This is a genomic window from Nocardioides marmoriginsengisoli (assembly GCF_003725695.1).
In the GTDB taxonomy this organism is placed as follows: Bacteria; Actinomycetota; Actinomycetes; order Propionibacteriales; family Nocardioidaceae; genus Marmoricola; species Marmoricola marmoriginsengisoli.
The window spans coordinates 254,540-271,680 of sequence record NZ_RJSE01000005.1 but is presented as its reverse complement, the minus strand read 5'-3'; the positions used below and the strand labels follow the sequence as shown (position 1 = coordinate 271,680).

Here is a 17,141-nt window from a genome sequence, read left to right as displayed (position 1 = left end):
CCGGCTACGGGGTGTCGGCCACGTGGATGCTGAACACCTTGGTGTTGGAGCCCGAGCCGGTCGTGTACTTGAGGATGAAGAGGAAGTCGCCCTTCACGGTCGGCGTCCCGGTGAGAGCGCCGGTGGCCGCGTTCAGGGTGATCCCCGGGGGCAGGATCTGGTAGGCAATCGACCAGGTGCCGGTGCCGTCGCCGTCCACGGTGTACGAGTACGGCGTGCCCTTGGTGGCGTCCGGCAGCACGGCCGGCGAGGTGATCTGCGGGGAGCCCGGCGCCTCGACGTGCAGCAGGTAGACCTGGTTGTCGAAGAAGCCCGTGGCTGTCTCGGTGAAGGTCACCGTGAAGCCGTAGTCGCCCACCGTGGTCGGCGTCCCGGCGAGCAGGCCCGCGGCCGACAACGTGACGCCGTCCGGCAGGACGCCGTTCTTGAGCGCCCAGGTGCCCGCCGCGCCGGTCTTCTCCAGCTGCTGGCTGTAGGCGGCCCCGGTGATCCCGGTCGGGATGCTGGTGGTGGTCACCACCGGGTCGGCCGGGCCGACCTTGAGGGAGAGCGCGGCGGCGACGCTGCGGCCCGTCGAGGTCTCCGTGAAGACCGGGTAGACGGGGTAGGTGGCGGCGGGTCCGGGAGTCGTCCCCGAGATCACGCCGGTGGCGCTGTCGAGGGTCAGCCCGGTCGGCAGGGTGGTCTCCGGCACGAGCGACCAGGTGCCGGCCTTGCCGGTCTTGGCCAGGGTGGCGGTGTAGGCCACGTTCCGGGTCGCGTCCGGCAGCGTCGTCGTGGTGATCGTCGGCGGCGGGGTCACCAGCAGGGTGAGCGCCTTGAGGGCCGAGGTCCCGGAGCTGGTCTCGGTGAACTTCACCTCGAAGCTCGCGGTGCCGCCCGCGGTCGGGGTGCCGGAGAGCACGCCCGTGGCCGGGGCCAGCGTGATGCCCGCCGGCAGGCTGCCGGTGACGACGGTCCAGACGCCGGCACCGCCGGTCTTGGTCAGCGTCGTCGTGTAGGCGACGCCCTTGTCGGCGTCCGGGAGCGTGGTGGTCGTGATCGTCACCTCGCCCGGCGTACCGGGCTCGGCCACCGTCAGGGCCAGCGAGGCGGCTGCCTGCCGACCGGTCGAGGTCTCGGTGAAGACGGGGTAGACCGGGTACGTCGCGGCCGCCGCGGTGGTCGTGCCGGAGATCTCACCGGTGGCCGGGTTGAGGGTCAGGCCGGCCGGCAGCGGCAGCAGCGGCGGGTTGGTGACGAGCGACCAGGTGCCGGCCTTGCCGGTCTTGGCCAACGTCGTCGTGTACGGCGCGCCCCGGGTCGCGGTCGGCAGCACCGTGGTGGTGATGGCGGGGGCCGGGGTCACCAGCAGGGTGAGCGCCTTGACCGCGGAGAGACCGGAGGTGGTCTCGGTGAACTTCACCTCGAAGCTCGCGGTGCCGGCGGCGGTCGGGGTTCCCGCCAGCTCGCCGGTGGCGGGCGTCAGGGTGATCCCGGCCGGAAGGGACCCGGAGTTGAGCGACCAGGTGCCGGCGGCACCGGTCTTGGCCAGCGTCGTCGTGTAGGCAACGCCCTTGTCGGCGTCTGGGAGGGTCGTGGTGGTGATCGCCGGGGAGCCGGCCGGCGGAGCGTCGACCAGCTTCAGGGCCAGCGCCCGGAAGGCGGTCCGGCTCGTCGAGGTCTCGGTGAAGACCGCGTAGACCGGGTAGGTGGCAGCGGCGGCCGTGGTGGTCCCGGAGATCTCACCGGTGGTGGCGTTCAGGCTGAGACCGGCCGGAAGGGTGTTGCCCTCGAAGAGCGACCAGGTGCCGGCCTTGCCGGTCTTGGCCAGGGTGGTCGTGTAGGGCAGGCCGCGCGTCGCGTCCGGCAGGGAGGCCGTCGTGATCGTCGGCGGCGGCGTGATCACCAGGGTGAACGCCTGGCTGTCGGTGAGGTTCGTGGCGGTCTCGGTGAACTTGATCGTGAAGTTCGTCGTCCCGCCTGCGGTGGGGGTGCCGGAGAGGACGCCGGTGGCGCCGTTCAGGGTGACGCCGGCCGGCAGCAGCCCGGAGACCAGCGACCAGGTGCCGGCGCCGCCGGTCTTGGTGAGCGTGGTCGAGTAGGCGACGCCCTTGTCACCCTCGGGCAGCGTGGCCGGGCTGGTGATGTTCGGCGGGGTCTGCGCGGGTCCGACGTTGACGGTCTTCCCGGCGGAGATGGCCACGGCGTTCAGGCCGTTGCGCGGAACGTAGGCCCGGTACGTCGTGGTGGCGGTCGGGCTGACGTTGGCGAGGAAGGTGCCGTCGGACTTCACGGTGGCGGTGGTCGCGGTCGACCAGGTGCCGCTGGTGAGCTTCTGGATGACGGCCACCGTGCCGGTGGTGAACGGGGTGACCTTGCCGGCCAGGTTGCTCGACGAGCCCAGCGGGATCGTCGCCGGCGTCGCCGACGTGATCGTCGCGGTCGCCTTGCGCAGCGCGGTCACGGCGCGTGCCGGGGAGTACGCGGCACGGAACTTGCTCGTCTTCGGCGCGTAGGCGCGGAAGCTGTAGGTGCCGGCGTAGGCGGGCAGGTTCAGCTTGACCGAGTAGCGGCCCGCGGTGGAGGTGGTCTTGGTCTGACCCGCGGTGACCCAGGCGGCGGAGCCGGCGCGGCGCTGAATCTTGACGACCGCGCCCTTGCCGGACTTGCTCACGTTGCCGGTAAGCGTCACCGGTGAACCCACGTTCTGCGTGGTCGGACTGACGCCGAGAGTGGCGGTCCGCGACGTGGCCGCGCTGGCGGGGCCGACGAGGCCGGTCAGTGCGAGCACGAGGCCCGCTACGACGGCGATCGCGGAACGTTGCTTGGTCTGAAGAGAACCCATCAGTTATCTACCCTTTGCTGAACGCAAACCCGAGGACGCACCCCACGCGCGCCGCTGTCGAGATTACGGTCTCGTTCCTTCTCCGTATAGCGACCCACCGGATTGCGGACCCGGCACCGGCCCCGGCGACCGGACGAAACGGGTGAGCCCGGACATTTGGTCGCTGGGTGACCGGGAAATAGCTAGCCGAGTCGGACGCGACCGGCCTCGAGCGCAGCGTGGCAGCCCGCCCACATCTCCTCGATCAGGGTCCGGACCGGCAGCACCGCCTCGATCCGCGAGGAGACCTGCCCGGTGTTCGCGACGCTGGCCTCCATGTCCCCGCCGAAGTACAGGTCGGTGATGTTGCCCAGCAGGCTCGCGTGCTCGCCGGCCTCGGTGATGGAGTTGCGCAGCACCCGCATCGTCGGGTTGCCGGGCACGCTGATCAGCACGGTGCCGTCGTCGCCCGCCGAGACGATCGCGTCCTTGAAGTTCTGGTGGACGACCGCTTCGTCGGTGGCGAGCATCCGCGTACCGAGCTGGACTCCTTCGGCACCGAGGACGAACGCCGCCGCCATCGACTGCGCGTCGCAGATCCCGCCGGCGGCGATCAGCGGCAGGTCGACCTTGGACGCGATCAGTGGGAGGAGAACCATCGTGGACGCACCGAGGGCGCCCTTGAAGCCACCGCCCTCGACCCCTTCGACGACGATCCCGTCCACGCCCGCGTCGACCGCCTTCTGCGCGGCCCGCAACGAGCCGACGACGTGGAAGACGGTCATCCCGGCGTCGTGCAGCCGCTCGGTGAAGAGCGCAGGATCGCCGGCCGAGGTCGCCACGTAGCTGATGCCGGCCTCGGCGATCACCTCCACGATCGACGGGTCCTTCTTCCAGCCCTGGATCATCAGGTTCGCGCCCACCGGAGCACTGGTGAGGTCGCGCACCCGGCCCAGGTCCTCGCGGCCCTGCGGTGAGAGGGTCTCGATCACCCCCAGGCCACCGGCTTCGGAGACGGCGACCGCCAGCGGAGCGTTGGCGATGAACGTCATCGGGGCCTGGACGATCGGGATCTCGACGCCGAGGAGCTCTTGCACGCGATTGGTCACGGGACAGGGCTATCACGTCTCGGAGCAGAAGGCCCGGACGTCGAGTCTGATTCCCGCCGGATCCGAGCCGGCAGCTCGGCCAGGCTCGACGCATGACAACAACCACCACCAAGCTGGCCCTGATCACCGGCGGCAACCGCGGCCTCGGCCTGGCCACCGCACACCTGCTCGGCGCCGCCGGCGCCACCGTCCTGATCGGCGCCCGCGACGAGCGCAGCGGCCACGACGCCGTCGTCGAGCTCCGTGAGCGCGGCATCCTCGCGATCGCGGTGCCGCTGGACGTCGACTCCCCGGCGAGTGTCGAGGCTGCGGTGGCACGCGTCGACCGCGAGTTCGGACGCCTGGACATCCTGGTCAACAACGCCGGCATCCTGCCGGAGGCCACCACCGCCGACGCAACCACACCGCTCGACCTCGACCTGTTCCGTCGTACGTTCCAGACCAACCTCTTCGGCGCCGTCGCGGTCACCCAGGCATTCTTGCCGCTGCTGGAACGCTCCAGGGCCGGCCGGATCGTCAACGTCTCCAGCACGATGGGGTCGCTGGCCGACCAGACCGATCCGGCCTCGCCCTACTACGACCTGGTGGTGCCGGCGTACCAGGCGTCGAAGGCGGCACTCAACGGTCTGACGATCGCGCTGGCGAAGAACCTGGCCGCAGGGACGACCAAGGTGAACTCGGTCTGTCCGGGCTGGGTGCAGACGGATCTGGGCGGCCCGGACAACCGGGCAGCCGCACCGACGACAGCACTGGCGGCCGCGGAGGTCGTCGTCGCTGCCGCCCTGCTGGACGAGGCCGGGCCGAGCGGCAGCTTCTTCGACGCGGCCGGCCCGGTCGCCTGGTAGCCGGACGCCTACGATCGCCAGGTGCCCCCGCGTTCCCCGTTGCCTCCTCGTCACGGTCTCAACGCCGCGTGGGCGCGTACCCCCGATCGGGGCCACCCGGGGGAGCAGGGCTGGCCGACGATGGGCGCCTGGCTGCGGGACCGGTTCCCGGACCGGGTCGACGTCGGCGGGATGCTGGCCTCCGGCCGCTTCGTGTACGACGACAGCAGGCCCGTGCGGGACGACGACCCGTACGCGCCGCACACCTTCGTCTGGTTCCACCGGGACCTGCGCGAGGAGGTCGAGGTGCCGGGCGACCTGCCGGTGTTGCATCGCGACGAGCGGATCGTCGTGGTGGACAAGCCGCCGTTCCTCGCGACCATCCCGCGCGGGCGGCACGTCCGGCAGAGCGTCGTGGTCCGCCTCCGCGAGGAGCTCGGCCTGCCCGAGCTCTCGCCGCTGCACCGCCTCGACCGGATCACCTCAGGGGTGCTGATGCTGGCGGCCGAGCGTCGGTGGCGCGGTCCGTACCAGGTGATGTTCGAGCACGGCACCGTCAGCAAGACGTACCGGGCGCTGGCTCCGTGGCGTGCCGACCTGACCTTCCCGATGACGGTCAGCAACCATCTCCGCAAGGAGCGCGGCGTCTGGCAGGCCGAGGTCGTGCCGGACGCGCCGCCCAACGCCGAGACGCTGATCGAGGTCGAGTCGCGGGTGGGCGAGCTCGCCGTCTACCGGCTCACCCCGCGCACCGGAAAGACTCACCAGCTCCGGATGCACCTGAACGGCCTCGGCCTCCCGATCGTCGACGACCCGCTCTACCCGGAGGTCGTCGAGAGGTCGGTCGACGACTTCACCCGGCCGCTGCAGCTGCTGGCGAGCGAGCTGTCGTTCACGGACCCGATCGACGGGACCGCGCGACGCTACGTCAGCACCCGTCGGCTGCCACTGGCACCGTCGCCGGGGTCGGCGTCGTGATCGAGCAGCCGCCGGCCGTCCTCAGGGTGACCGGCGAGCCTGCGGCGCTGACCGAGAGCGACCCGCCGTTCCGGCTGAACCGCACGATCCTCGTCGGCGGGGTCGTGAACGCGTAGTCGATGCCCCAGAGGGTGCCGCGGGTCGCGACGGTGTCGTTGACCCAGGTGGTCGGGTGCTCGACGACGGGCTCGAAGAACCCCCAGGCCATCGCCTCCTTGAACTCCGAGCGGAAGTTCGGCCACGAGTGCGCGCCGGTGTGGACGCGCGAGGTGATCGGCACCCCGGCCGCGCGCAGTGCTTGGGCGTACTTGTTCATCGCCGGCCGGATGATCAGCCCCTCGGCGGCAGCATCGGTCGGGGCGTCCCGGTGCGGCTCGCCGTCCTCGGTCGGGATGCCGTTTCCGGTGGTGAGGAACACCCGGGTGTTCCGCAGGTTCGCGGCCAGCCGGGTCGGGTCGTGGCCGAGCGAGTAGAACCCGAACTCGGGCCCGTAGACGATCTGCGGGTCGTAGGTCGGCGTCTTGGCGAGGTACTGCGGGATGAACGACTGCACCAGGTTCTCGCCGTAGATCAGGTGGGTGTCGACCAGGCCGGAGAACACCGAGATCGAGCCGAAGAACCCGGGGAGCCGGCCGCCGAGATACGTCGTACCGAGTCCTCCCATGGAGACCCCCGCGAGGGCGTGCCAGCGGCGCTCGGGTCGGATCGGGTAGTTCGCGACGGCGTACGGGATGACGTCCTCGAGCAGGTAGGTCTCCCAGGACGGGCCGCCGCGCCGGCCCTTGTTCCACCAGTCGGTGTACCAGCCGTTGCCGGCCTCGGGCATCACGATGATCGCGTCCAGGCCGCCCGCGGTCTTGGCGATCTGGCCGAGCCCGGCGTCCGACCACATGTGGTAGCTGCTGGTCAGGCCGATCAGCAGCACCAGCAGGGGGTACTCGCGGTCCGGGTCGTAGCCGGCCGGCAGCAGCACCTTGGCCCGGGGCCCGCCGGTGTAGCCAGGCAGCCACTTGTCGTCGATCGGGCCGTGGACGGCCGGGATCGAGACGTCGAGGAGGGTCGGCCCGCTCGTCGGATCCGCCTGCGCGCCGTCGAGCGGCGCGAGGCCGGCGACCCCGAGAGCCAGAGCGAGGGCGGCCAGTGCGCGGGTCAGCATTCGCGGACGTTAACATGCAGAGGTGCAGATATCTACAGATGTGCTGGCGAAGGCGCCTCGTCGTCACCGTACCCAGGCCGAACGCCGCGCCGAGACCCGTACGGCGCTCCTCGACGCGACGATCGAGTGCCTGGTCAGCCACGGCTACGCCGGGACGACGACCGTCCGGATCGCCGAGCTCGCGAACGTCTCGCGCGGTGCCCAGACCCTCTACTTCCGGACCCGTGCCGAGCTCGTCGGCGCCGCGGTCGCGCACCTGGCCGACCAGCGGGTGGCCGCGGTCCGCGAGGTGTTCACCCAGGGACCGGTCTCCGTCGCCGAAGCCCTCGACGCGCTGTGGGCCGAGCACCAGGGCGTGATGTTCCACGCCGCCCTCGAGCTCTGGGTGGCCTCGCGCACCGACCACGAGCTCCGCGACGACCTGCACCGCCTGGAGCGCAAGGTCGGCGCCACGATCGCACGCGTCGCCGTGGACGCACTGGGCGACATCGCCCGCCGTCCCGGGTTCGCCGAGGACCTGGTGTTCGCGCTCGCCACCATCCGCGGGCTGGCGCTGCTGCGGATCAGCAACGGCGGCAGCGAGCGGACGGTCGACCACCTCTGGGAGGAGACCCGGGCGCGGCTGGTGCGGGTGCTGTCCTAGCCGGCGAAGGCGGCCTCGACCCGCAGGTGCGCCAGGGCGGCGCTCCAGTCGACGAGCTGGTCCAGCGTCGAGCCGAGCAGGGCGACGTGCGCCTCGTTGGGCTGGAGGACGGAGTAGTTCTCGAAGTCGGTGTGCAGGTTCAGCACGACCTGTCGGGAGACGTCCGCCATCCCGAGCTGGCCGCAGATCTGCCGCAGCTGCGCGGCCGCACCGGTGCCGCCGGCGACGCCGTACGAGACGATCCCGACGGCCTTGTTGCGCCACTCGGCGTGCAGGTAGTCGATCGCGTTCTTGAGCGAGCCGGGCAGGCCGTGGTTGTACTCCGGGGTGACGAACACCAGGCCGTCGTACGGCGCGATCGTGCCGGCCCAGGCCACGGTGTGCTCGTGCTGGTACTGGCCGAGCATCGGTGAGAGCGGCTCGTCGAGCAGGGGAAGCGGGTGGTCGAGCAGGTCCACCAGCTCGTACGTCGCGTCGCCACGCCGGGAGGCGTGCTCCTGGACCCAGGCCGCGACCTGGGCGCCGACCCGGTTCGGGCGGGTGCTGCCGAGAATGATGCCGATCTTCAGCATGGGCTGATCTCCTTCGTCGTCGTTGCCGGTACGACGAATGCGGGGCCGGGAATGTCAGGCCTCACATTCCGCCGCGGTGCTCCGTCGAGGTTGGTGAAGGACCACTTCGAGGGAGAGAGTCGACACCATGAGCAACCGCCCGGAGCCGCCCGAGGTACTGCTGACCGAGCGGGGTCGGCTGATCAACCTCGGCTACCGGCTGCTCGGTTCGCTCGCCGACGCCGAGGACGCCGTGCAGGAGGCGTACGCCCGCTGGTACGGGCTGGCACCCGAGCAGCAGGCCGCGATCGCGTCCCCGGGTGCGTGGCTCAACACCGTCACCAGCCGGATCTGTCTGGATGTGCTCGGGTCGGCCCGGGTCCGCCGGGAGCAGTACGTCGGCGAGTGGATCCCGGAACCGGTGCCGGACACCGCCGAGTGGTCCGGTACGGCGCACGCCGATCCTGCTGACCGGATCACCCTCGACGAGTCGGTCGACATGGCCTTCCTCGTCGTCCTGGACTCGATGACGCCGGCCGAACGGGTGGCGTTCCTGCTGCACGACGTCTTCCGGTACCCGTTCGACGAGGTCGCCGAGATCGTCGGTCGTTCCTCGGCGGCCTGCCGGCAGCTGGCGTCCTCGGCGCGGCGCCGGGTCCGGGACGCCCAGCCGATCGCGGTGCCGTCGGCCGAGCGTGCCCGGGTGGTGCGGGGGTTCAAGGAGGCGTGGCAGGCGAAGGACGTCGCCGCGCTGATCGGCCTGCTCGACCCTGCCGCCGCCGCGATCGCCGATGGCGGCGGCTTGGTGGCGGCGTCCCTGCACCCAGTCGAGGGTGGTGCGGAGATCGCCCGCTACCTGGTGGGTCTGGCGGAGCGGGCCGGGAGCCTGGACCTGTTGGAACGCACCGTGAACGGTCAGCCCGGCCTAGTCGCGAGGGCCGGCCGCGCGACGGTCGCGGTCTACGCCTTCGAGATCGCAGACGACCGGATCCAGCGGATCTGGGTGGTGCGCAATCCGGAGAAGCTCCGCACCTGGCGCGAGCTCTGAGGTTTGGCAGGATGTGGGGGTGAAGAAGCCCCAGGCCGACCCGGTGATCGCGCGCAACCGCAAGGCTGCGCATGACTACCACCTGGGCGAGTCCTGGGAGGCGGGGATCGTGCTGGAGGGCAGCGAGGTCAAGGCGCTCCGGGCCGGCCGGGCCTCGCTGGTCGGCGGCTTCGTCGACGTCGACAACCGCGAGGTCTGGATGCACGGCGTCCACATCCCGCAGTACGCCCAGGCGCACTGGGTCAACGACGGCTCACGGCGCAAGCGCAAGCTGCTGCTGCACCGGGCGCAGATCGACAAGATCGAGCGCCTCGTCACCGAGAGCGGCCGGACGATCGTCCCGGTCACGCTGTACTTCAAGGACGGTCGCGCCAAGGTCGAGATCGCGCTGGCGCGCGGCAAGAAGACCTGGGACAAGCGGCACGCCCTCGCGGAGCGCGAGGCCGGTCGCGAGGCGGAGCGGGAGGTCAGCCGGCGGATGAAGGGCCGGCGGGACTGACTGGTGAGCGGCTAGCGCTCGCAGGCGGTTCCGTCCTTGTCGCGGTCCAACCGGCCCTTGTTCTTCGCGTAGACCTTCTTGGCCTTGGCTCCGTACGCCGGGCGTCCGTATCCCTGGTTGACCTGCCGCTGCGCCGCGGCGGCGCTCTTGGCGACCCCGTGCGGGAAGTCCTTGGTGAGCTTCGCGCAGGACGCGTAGTACTTGCCGGCTGCGGAGGCCGGGGCTGAGGTCGCCATGACAGCGGCCGGTGCCAGCAGGACTGCTACGAATGCGGACGCGACGGCGCGCTTGCAGGTAGTCATGCGCGGCATCGTGGCACGGCCACCGGGTTCCGGTGCTTGCTTTCGCGGATCCGTCACCGGTTGAAATCAGCGGGTCGGCGCGACGTACGTCCCGTGCCCGGTCGGCAGCGGCAGCTCCAACGTCGTACGGATCCCGGGTGCGGCCGCGACGACGTCCGGGATCGCGTTCACGATCCGCCCGCAGGCCGCCACGATCGCAGCGTGGTTGTGGTCGCCGTGCTCGCTGCTCGGCACGATGTCCACTACGTAGTTCGGCTCGCCGGTGATCTCGACCCGGTAGGCGCCACCACCCGACGGTGGCCGGGCCCAGTCGGGGCGCAGGTCGTCGCGGGTCCGGGTGACGTGCTCGACGACGATCGCGGGGTGCCCGTCGACCATGCCGCTGATCGAGAAGTGCAGCGCTGCGATGGTGCCCTTCTCAATGGTGCCGGCAGCGATCTCGTAGGTCTCCGGCGCAGGCTCGGCCTCCCAGAACTCGACGATCTCGTCGACCTCGATGCCGAGCGCCGACCCCATCATCCGGATCGCTGTGCCCCAGGCGAGGCCGAGGACGCCGGGCAGGAACAGCAGCGGGGTCGAGTCGACGGGGTGCCCGAAGCCCATCAGGTCGAACATCACCTCGGCGCCGTCGTACGTCGCGTAGTCCGCCAGCTCGTAGCACTTGATCTGCTCGATCCGCTGGCAGGTGCTGGCGAGCGCCAGCGGGATCAGGTCGCTGGCGAAGCCGGGGTCGACGCCGGTGATGTAGATCGACGCACCGCCGGCCTGCGCGGACGCCTCGACCTTCTCGATCACCTTCTCCGGCATCGTGCCCCACGGGAACTGCAGCGTGCCGGGCGCGGAGCCGACGACGTCGATGCCGGCCTCGAGGAGCTTGCGGACGTCGTTGGTGGCCTCGACCGGACGGGTGTCGCCCATCGCGCAGTACACGACGCACGCGGGCGCGGTCGCGATCAGCGCGTCCAGGTCGCCGACGGCGGTGATCCCGGTGGTCACTCCCAGACCGGCGAGCTCACCGGCGTCCTTGCCGACCTTCTCCGGTGTGGAGGTCGAGACCGCGACGAGCTCGAACCGGGCGTCGTTGATGAGCTGGCGAAGCGTCAGCATCCCGGCATTGCCGGTGGCGACCTGGGCGACACGGATCGGGGCCATGCAAACCTCCTACTAGAACGTGTTCTAGCGACAATGTATCGTCCCGGGCATGGGACGTGTAGACGACAAGGTCGTGCTGATCAGCGGCGGAGCGCGCAACATCGGCGGGGCCAGTGCGCGCCAGCTCGTCGCCGAGGGCGCCAAGGTCGTCATCGGTGACCTCCTCGACGAAGAGGGCACGGCGCTCGCCGAGGAGCTCGGCGACAACGCCCGCTACGTCCACCTCGACGTGACCTCCGAGGACGAGTGGAAGGCCGCCGTCGATTTCACGGTCGCAGAGTTCGGCAAGCTCAACGTCCTGTTCAACAACGCCGGCATCTTCAACGGCGGCCAGCTCCAGCGCTACAAGGCCGAGCAGTGGAACCAGATGATCGACGTCAACCTGACCGGTGCGTTCTTCGGCGCCAAGCACTCCGCGGACGCGATCATCGCGGCCGGCGGCGGCTCGATCATCAACACGTCCTCGATCGAGGGGCTGCGCGGCACGCCGTGGGCGCACGGGTACGTCGCCTCGAAGTGGGGCCTGACCGGACTCACCAAGTCGCTGGCGATGGAGCTCGCTCCGCAGGGTGTCCGGGTGAACTCGATCCACCCGGGCCGGATCAGCACGCCGGCGACCGACCAGATGCCCGAGGGCCTGATCCCGATTCCGCTGGGCCGTCCGGGTCTCCCCGACGAGGTCGCGACGTTCGTGGTGTTCCTGGCCAGTGACGAGTCGTCGTTCGCGACCGGCTCCGAGTTCGTGGTGGACGGCGGCACCGTCATGCACATCCCGACCAACATCTGATCGCGTGGCAGCGCCCCTCGACCCGAGTACGCCGGTCCTGATCGGCGTCGGCCAGTCAACCGACCCGTTCGGCAGCGCCGACTACGCCGCGCTGTCCAGTGTCGAGCTCGCTGCCGCGGCCGCTTCCGCCGCCCTGGAGGACTGCGGCACCGCCTCGATCGCCGGTCTGGTCGACGTACTCGCCTGCGTCCGGCCGATGGAGCTCTCCACGCCGCTCCCGCCGGCCCTCGGCGCGTCGAGCAACTTCCCGCGAGCCGTGGCGCAGTGCCTCGGACTGGAACCCGAGCACGCCGTCCTCGAGTCCGTCGGCGGTCAGAGTCCGCAGCAGCTGGTCAGCGAGTACGCCGACCGCATCTCCGCCGGGGAGCACCAGGCCGTCCTGATCGCCGGCGGGGAGTCCCTCTCCACGCAGGCGCACTTCACCGGACGCGAGGACGCGCCGGACTTCTCCGACGACGTCACCGGCCCGTGGGAGGACCGCGGCGCGAACTGGGAGTTCCTCCTCGACGACAACCTGATCGCGCACGGACTCTTCATCGCGTCCGCGGCCTACGCGCTGATGGACCACGCGCGCCGGGGCCGGCTCGGGCTCTCGGTCGAGGAGTACCGGCGGGAGATGGGGCGGCTGTTCGCCCCGTTCTCGGAGGTCGCGGCGGCGAACCCGCTGGCGTCGACCCGCACGGTGCGCACCGCTGCCGAGCTGGCCGCCGTCACGGCCGACAACCCGCTGATCTACGACCCGTACCCGCGCTGGACGGTGGCCCGGGAGAAGGTCAACCTCGGCGCCGCGGTGGTGATCACCTCGGTCGAGGTCGCGCGGCGCTGCGGCGTACCGGAGGACCAGTGGGTGTACCTGCACGGGCACGCCGACGCGGTCGAGGCGCCGTTGCTGGAGCGCCCCGACCTGGGCGGCGGCCCGGTCTCGGTGCAGGCGGTCCGAGCGGCGCTGGCGATGGCCGGGATCGGCCCGGACGACCTGACCGCGCTCGACCTGTACAGCTGTTTCGCGATCCCAGTCTTCAACATCACCGACGCGCTCGGGATCGAGGCCGACGACCCGCGCGGCCTGACGGTCACCGGCGGACTCCCGTTCTTCGGCGGCCCGGGCAACAACTACTCGCTGCACGCGATCGCCGAGACGGTACGCCGGCTGCGCACCGCCGACGGCTTCGGTCTCGTCGGCGCCAACGGGGGACTGCTGAGCAAGTACTCGGTCGGCGTCTACTCCTCGACTCCGACGGGCTGGTCAGGCCGCGGTCCGGTGCTGACCGACCAGGGTGAGCGGCTGGCGGTGGCAGCACGGGCCGACGGTCCCGGTGTGGTCGAGACCTACACGTTCCCCGGCACCGGCGACGCGGGAGTGGTGGTCGGCCGGCTGGACGCGACCGGCGAGCGATTCGTCGCGATGGCCCCGGTCGACGACCCGTTGCTCGCGCTGCTGCGGGCAGGGGACGGGATCGGCGCGCGGGTCACGGTGACGTCGGCGGACGGTGTGAACTCTGCGCGGACGCCGGATCGGAGCTGAGCACCCGCAACGCCAGCGAGGTGGTGGCCTCGACGTTCAGGAACCCGACCACCCGCTGCACCCGTTCGATCTCGAGCGGCAGCAACCCCGGGCTGCCCGGCACGTCCGGCGTGAGCCCGAGGTCGAGGTCGTCGCGCCCGGACATGATCCGCACGTTGAAGTCGTAGCGCTCGCGAGCTCCGGGAGCGGAGAGCCGGCGAACCACGGTGGCGCCCATCCGCCGGCCACCGGTCTCGGCGGCCCAGGCGTCCAGCGTCGCGATCAGGACGCGGCCTTCGTTCTGGTCGATGTCCGCCCAGATCGCCTGCATCGAGCCGACCTGGTCGAGCAGCACCGCGGCCGTCTTCTCGCCGATGCCCGAGACGCCCGGCAGTTGTCGCTGGCGTCGCCGCGCAGCGCCGCGTAGTCGAGGTAGTGCTCGGCCGCGACGCCGTACAGAGCGAACAGGCGCTTGGGATTGAGCAGGGGCGAGCCGTTGATGCCGCCGTCGATCAGCCGGAGGACCTGGGTGTGCTCGCTGATGTGCGCGAACGCGTCCCGATCCGAGGTGATGATCACGCAGTTCCAGTCGTTCTCGCGGGCCCAGGTGGCGCCGGAGGCGTTGACGTCGTCGGCTTCGAGCCCCGGGGGAGTGAGGGTGGCCAGGCCGAGGGCGTCGAGCAGGGCGCCGGCCCGCTCGAGCTGGTCGATCAGCTCGGGGTGCTTCTCGGCGCGGCCGGCCTTGTAGTCGGGGTAGAAGTCCCGGCGTACCGACGCGGTGCGGTCGTCGAGCCCGAAGATCACCGCGTCCGGGGCGAAGCTGTCGATGGCCTCGATGATCTGGCGGAGCATCCCGTGCAGCGCCCACGCGGGCCGGCCCGAACGGTCGGTGATCCGGGTGTGCGCCCGCGCGTGGTGGTTGCGGTGCAGCAACGAGGGCGCGTCGACGACCAGCAGCAGCTTGCGGGATCCCGGGTCAGTTGCCACCGGCGGGCAGCTCCTCGAGCAGCACGTCCGGGTTCTCTCGGACGGTCGTCTGGGCCCGCCACTTGTCGATGAAGAGTGCCAGGTAGGCGCCATCGGTGCGCTGCAGGACCTCGACGCCGCGCTTACCGGCCAGGGCTTGGACCCCGGCCGCGTCGGTACGCCGGGCCACGCCGTACTCGAGCCGGGAGAGCCGGATGGGGGAGTTGAACTCGTTCTTCATCCGCTCCTCGACCACCTCGAACTGCAGCGGGCCGACCGCCGCGAGCACCGGGCTCTGGTCGCCGCGCAGGTCCGAGCGGAGCACCTGCACGACGCCTTCCTGGTCGAGCTGCTCGATGCCCTTGCGGAACTGCTTGTACCGGCCGATGTCGGCGGCGTTCGCGGTCATGAAGTGCTCGGGCGCGAAGCTTGGCACGGGAGGGTAGTCGATCCGCTCGCCCTCGTAGATGGTGTCGCCGACCCGGAGCGCCTGAGCGTTCACCAGACCGATGATGTCGCCGGGGGAGGCCTGCTCGACCGAGGTGGTCTCGCGGCCGAACATGGCCTGCGCGAACTTCGTCGCGAACGGTCGGCCGGTCGAGGCGTGCGTGACGATCATGCCGCGCTCGAACGTCCCGGAGACCACCCGCGCGTACGCCAGCCGGTCGCGGTGCGAGCTGTTCATGCCGGACTGCACCTTGAACACGAACGCGCTGAAGGCGTCCTCCACCTCGCGGACCGAGCCGTCGACCCCGGTTGTCGCGCTCGGCCCGGGGGCGAGCTCGAGGAGCAGGTCGAGCAGCTGGGCGACGCCGAAGTTCTGCAGCGCCGACGCGAACATCACCGGGGTGGTCTCGCCGGCGAGGAAGCGCTCCTGGTCGTGGTCCTTGTCGTCGAGGCTGAGCAGCTCGTGCTCGTCGACCGCGTCGGCCCAGACAGCGGTGTCGGCCTCCTCCACCTCGTCCGCCGCCATCCGGCGCTCGGGCGCGCGCGTGGCGCCGCCGGCCGTGCGGGTGTACTTCACGAACTCGCCCGTACGACGGTCCAGGACGCCCCGGAAGTCGCCGGCCTCGCCCACCGGCCAGGTCAGCGGGGTCGGCCGCAGCTTGATCTGCTGCTCGATCTCGTCCATCAGCCCCAGGGGCGACAGGCCGGGGCGGTCCCACTTGTTGATCACCGTGATGACCGGGATGCCGCGCAGCGCGCAGACCCGGAACAGCTTGAGGGTCTGCGGTTCGAGGCCCTTACCGGCGTCGACCAGCATCACCGCCGAGTCGACCGCGGACAGCACCCGGTAGGTGTCCTCGGAGAAGTCGCTGTGACCGGGGGTGTCGACCAGGTTGACCACGTGGTCGCGGTAGACGAACTGAAGTGCGGCCGAGGTGATCGAGATCCCGCGCGCCTTCTCCATCGCCATCCAGTCCGAGACGGTCGCGCGCCGGTCGCCCTTGCCGTGCACGGCGCCGGCCTGGTTGATCACCCGGGCATGCAGCGCGAGGGCTTCGGTGAGCGTGGACTTGCCGGCGTCGGGGTGGCTGATGACGGCAAAGGTACGGCGGGGGCGTTTGTCGGACACCGGGTGAATTTACAGGCCGTCACCGGTAGCTGCTGTCGGGGATCGGCGCCGGACAGGTCCCGCCCGGTTCCACCGCGAGCTCGAAGTGCCAGATCTCGTTGGCGAAGCTCTGGCACAGGCCGTAGTCGGACCCGTGCTGGGCGAGCCAGCTGTCCGCCTCGGTGGGGCCGATGTCGACGGCGTCCCCGGTCACGTGCGCCGACTTGTCCGGCGTCGACACGTAGCGCCGAGCCTCCTCGACGCTTCGGTACTTGACCACGGCCGCGTCGAACAGTGCCTGCTGCTTCGCCCGGCTCCGCCACCCGCTGGTGATCCAGAACCGCACGCCGTCGGCTCCCGCGTCGCGCGCCGCCGCCTGGACGGCCTTGAGGAGTTGCGGATCCAGCCGCGAGACCTGCGGGTCGTCGAGGTCGAACGGCGAGGGCGTGTCGTCGAGCGGCCGGCCGGGCCTCATCGGGGCCGTCCGGGGATGCTCGACCTTCTCGACATCCTTCCGCGGCGGATCGCTGCGCGTGGGCTGCTCGGTCCCGCACGCAGCCAGGGCGAGGACGAGGGCGTGGGCCAAGACGACGACGGCGAGGCGCGGAGCGCTGATCAGGTTCACGGATCGAACGTAGGCAGCGGCCCCGGAGCGCGTCGTCGTCCGCTGGTGCCGGATCGGCGGCTCCAGGTGCCGACCTAGCGGTACCTGGAGTGGCCCCGGGGTACGCATCGGGTAGGCGCCGGGGCGGTACGGTGAGGCGTGTTCCACGTGATGTTCCTCGAGCCGCGCATCCCTCCGAACACCGGGAACGCGATTCGGATGGTGGCCGGCACCGGAGCCACCCTGCACCTGGTCGAGCCGCTCGGGTTCGACCTCTCCGAGCCCAAGCTGCAACGTGCGGGTCTGGACTACCACGACCTGGCATCAGTGGTGGTGCACCCCGATCTCGACGCCGCGCTGACGAGCACGGAGCTGGCCCCGTCGCGAGTGTTCGCGTTCACGGCCCAGGCAACCCGTTGGTACACCGACGTCGCGTTCGAGCCGGGTGACGTGCTGCTGTTCGGGCCGGAGCCGACGGGGCTGCCGGACGAGGTGCTGGGGCACCCCCGGATCACCGATCGCCTCCGGATCCCGATGCTGGACGGCCGCCGGTCGCTGAACCTGGCGAACTCCGCCGCGGTGGTGTCCTACGAGGCCTGGCGCCAGCAGGGATTCCCGGGCGCTCGTTAAGGCTTCGGCCTGAGGTCTCCTGCGTGC

At 70.9% G+C, this 17,141-nt stretch carries 18 protein-coding genes; 8 read left to right on the top strand and 10 right to left on the bottom strand.

Translation table 11 applies throughout. From position 1 onward, the window contains the following. Positions 1 to 4: 4 nt before the first annotated feature. Together EFK50_RS07230 and EFK50_RS07225 are read right to left on the bottom strand one after the other, a co-directional pair. Entirely contained in the window at positions 5 to 2,827 is a 2,823-nt protein-coding gene (locus EFK50_RS07230) for a putative Ig domain-containing protein (protein WP_123226887.1), read from the bottom strand. Between the two features lie 182 nt (positions 2,828 to 3,009). Continuing rightward, a complete protein-coding gene (locus EFK50_RS07225) occupies positions 3,010 to 3,915 on the bottom strand; it encodes an NAD(P)H-dependent flavin oxidoreductase (protein WP_123226886.1) in 906 nt (301 codons plus the stop codon). A 92-nt stretch (positions 3,916 to 4,007) separates the two neighbouring features. On the opposite strand from EFK50_RS07225, the gene EFK50_RS07220 reads away from it, so the two are divergent. Then, a complete protein-coding gene (locus tag EFK50_RS07220) occupies positions 4,008 to 4,760 on the top strand; it encodes an SDR family NAD(P)-dependent oxidoreductase (RefSeq protein WP_123226885.1) in 753 nt (250 codons plus the stop codon). Between the two features lie 120 nt (positions 4,761 to 4,880). After that, on the top strand, positions 4,881 to 5,717 hold the full coding sequence (locus tag EFK50_RS07215; protein WP_123226884.1) for a pseudouridine synthase: 837 nt from the start codon (positions 4,881 to 4,883) through the stop codon (positions 5,715 to 5,717). Here EFK50_RS07215 and EFK50_RS07210 read toward each other — a convergent pair. Continuing rightward, entirely contained in the window at positions 5,668 to 6,873 is a 1,206-nt protein-coding gene (locus EFK50_RS07210) for an alpha/beta hydrolase (RefSeq protein WP_123226883.1), read from the bottom strand. The genes EFK50_RS07215 and EFK50_RS07210 overlap by 50 nt on opposite strands. Positions 6,874 to 6,895: 22 nt before the next feature. Here EFK50_RS07210 and EFK50_RS07205 point away from each other — a divergent pair, with 22 nt between their 5' ends. After that, positions 6,896 to 7,516, top strand: a complete 621-nt coding sequence (locus tag EFK50_RS07205) for a TetR/AcrR family transcriptional regulator (RefSeq protein WP_221177312.1) — start codon at positions 6,896 to 6,898, stop codon at positions 7,514 to 7,516. Here the strand turns inward: EFK50_RS07205 and EFK50_RS07200 are convergent. After that, entirely contained in the window at positions 7,513 to 8,088 is a 576-nt protein-coding gene (locus EFK50_RS07200; RefSeq protein ID WP_123226882.1) for an NADPH-dependent FMN reductase, read from the bottom strand. The genes EFK50_RS07205 and EFK50_RS07200 overlap by 4 nt on opposite strands. Before the next feature lie 127 nt (positions 8,089 to 8,215). On the opposite strand from EFK50_RS07200, the gene sigJ reads away from it, so the two are divergent. Continuing rightward, a complete protein-coding gene (gene sigJ, locus EFK50_RS07195) occupies positions 8,216 to 9,115 on the top strand; it encodes an RNA polymerase sigma factor SigJ (protein ID WP_123226881.1) in 900 nt (299 codons plus the stop codon). 19 nt (positions 9,116 to 9,134) lie between these two features. Continuing rightward, entirely contained in the window at positions 9,135 to 9,614 is a 480-nt protein-coding gene (gene smpB / locus EFK50_RS07190; protein ID WP_123226880.1) for an SsrA-binding protein SmpB, read from the top strand. 11 nt (positions 9,615 to 9,625) lie between these two features. Here smpB and EFK50_RS07185 read toward each other — a convergent pair whose 3' ends face one another. Both EFK50_RS07185 and EFK50_RS07180 read right to left on the bottom strand, forming a co-directional pair. After that, entirely contained in the window at positions 9,626 to 9,916 is a 291-nt protein-coding gene (locus tag EFK50_RS07185; protein ID WP_183407706.1) for an excalibur calcium-binding domain-containing protein, read from the bottom strand. A 66-nt stretch (positions 9,917 to 9,982) separates the two neighbouring features. After that, positions 9,983 to 11,068, bottom strand: a complete 1,086-nt coding sequence (locus EFK50_RS07180) for an NAD(P)H-dependent amine dehydrogenase family protein (RefSeq protein WP_123226878.1) — start codon at positions 11,066 to 11,068, stop codon at positions 9,983 to 9,985. A gap of 49 nt (positions 11,069 to 11,117) precedes the next feature. Between EFK50_RS07180 and EFK50_RS07175 the strand changes: the two genes are divergently transcribed. Both EFK50_RS07175 and EFK50_RS07170 read left to right on the top strand, forming a co-directional pair. After that, positions 11,118 to 11,855 carry a glucose 1-dehydrogenase gene (locus EFK50_RS07175; RefSeq protein ID WP_123226877.1) on the top strand — a complete coding sequence of 246 codons (738 nt, stop codon included), beginning with the start codon at positions 11,118 to 11,120 and terminating at the stop codon, positions 11,853 to 11,855. A gap of 4 nt (positions 11,856 to 11,859) precedes the next feature. After that, positions 11,860 to 13,380, top strand: a complete 1,521-nt coding sequence (locus tag EFK50_RS07170; RefSeq protein WP_123226876.1) for an acetyl-CoA acetyltransferase — start codon at positions 11,860 to 11,862, stop codon at positions 13,378 to 13,380. Here EFK50_RS07170 and EFK50_RS22610 read toward each other — a convergent pair. From EFK50_RS22610 to EFK50_RS07155, 4 genes are read right to left on the bottom strand one after another with little or no spacing between them, the layout of a single operon-like run. Continuing rightward, positions 13,325 to 13,714, bottom strand: a complete 390-nt coding sequence (locus tag EFK50_RS22610; protein ID WP_246004076.1) for a hypothetical protein — start codon at positions 13,712 to 13,714, stop codon at positions 13,325 to 13,327. The genes EFK50_RS07170 and EFK50_RS22610 overlap by 56 nt on opposite strands. Beyond that, positions 13,642 to 14,346 carry a 5'-3' exonuclease gene (locus tag EFK50_RS22605; RefSeq protein WP_246004075.1) on the bottom strand — a complete coding sequence of 235 codons (705 nt, stop codon included), beginning with the start codon at positions 14,344 to 14,346 and terminating at the stop codon, positions 13,642 to 13,644. Before EFK50_RS22605 ends, EFK50_RS22610 begins: the two co-directional genes overlap by 73 nt. Further along, complete coding sequence (locus tag EFK50_RS07160; RefSeq protein ID WP_123226875.1) at positions 14,336 to 15,901, bottom strand: peptide chain release factor 3; 1,566 nt, start codon at positions 15,899 to 15,901, stop codon at positions 14,336 to 14,338. Before EFK50_RS07160 ends, EFK50_RS22605 begins: the two co-directional genes overlap by 11 nt. 19 nt (positions 15,902 to 15,920) lie before the next feature. Further along, a complete protein-coding gene (locus EFK50_RS07155) occupies positions 15,921 to 16,505 on the bottom strand; it encodes a M15 family metallopeptidase (protein WP_221177311.1) in 585 nt (194 codons plus the stop codon). 138 nt (positions 16,506 to 16,643) lie between these two features. On the opposite strand from EFK50_RS07155, the gene EFK50_RS07150 reads away from it, so the two are divergent. Continuing rightward, positions 16,644 to 17,114, top strand: a complete 471-nt coding sequence (locus EFK50_RS07150) for a tRNA (cytidine(34)-2'-O)-methyltransferase (protein ID WP_123226873.1) — start codon at positions 16,644 to 16,646, stop codon at positions 17,112 to 17,114. Positions 17,115 to 17,141: the final 27 nt, after the last annotated feature.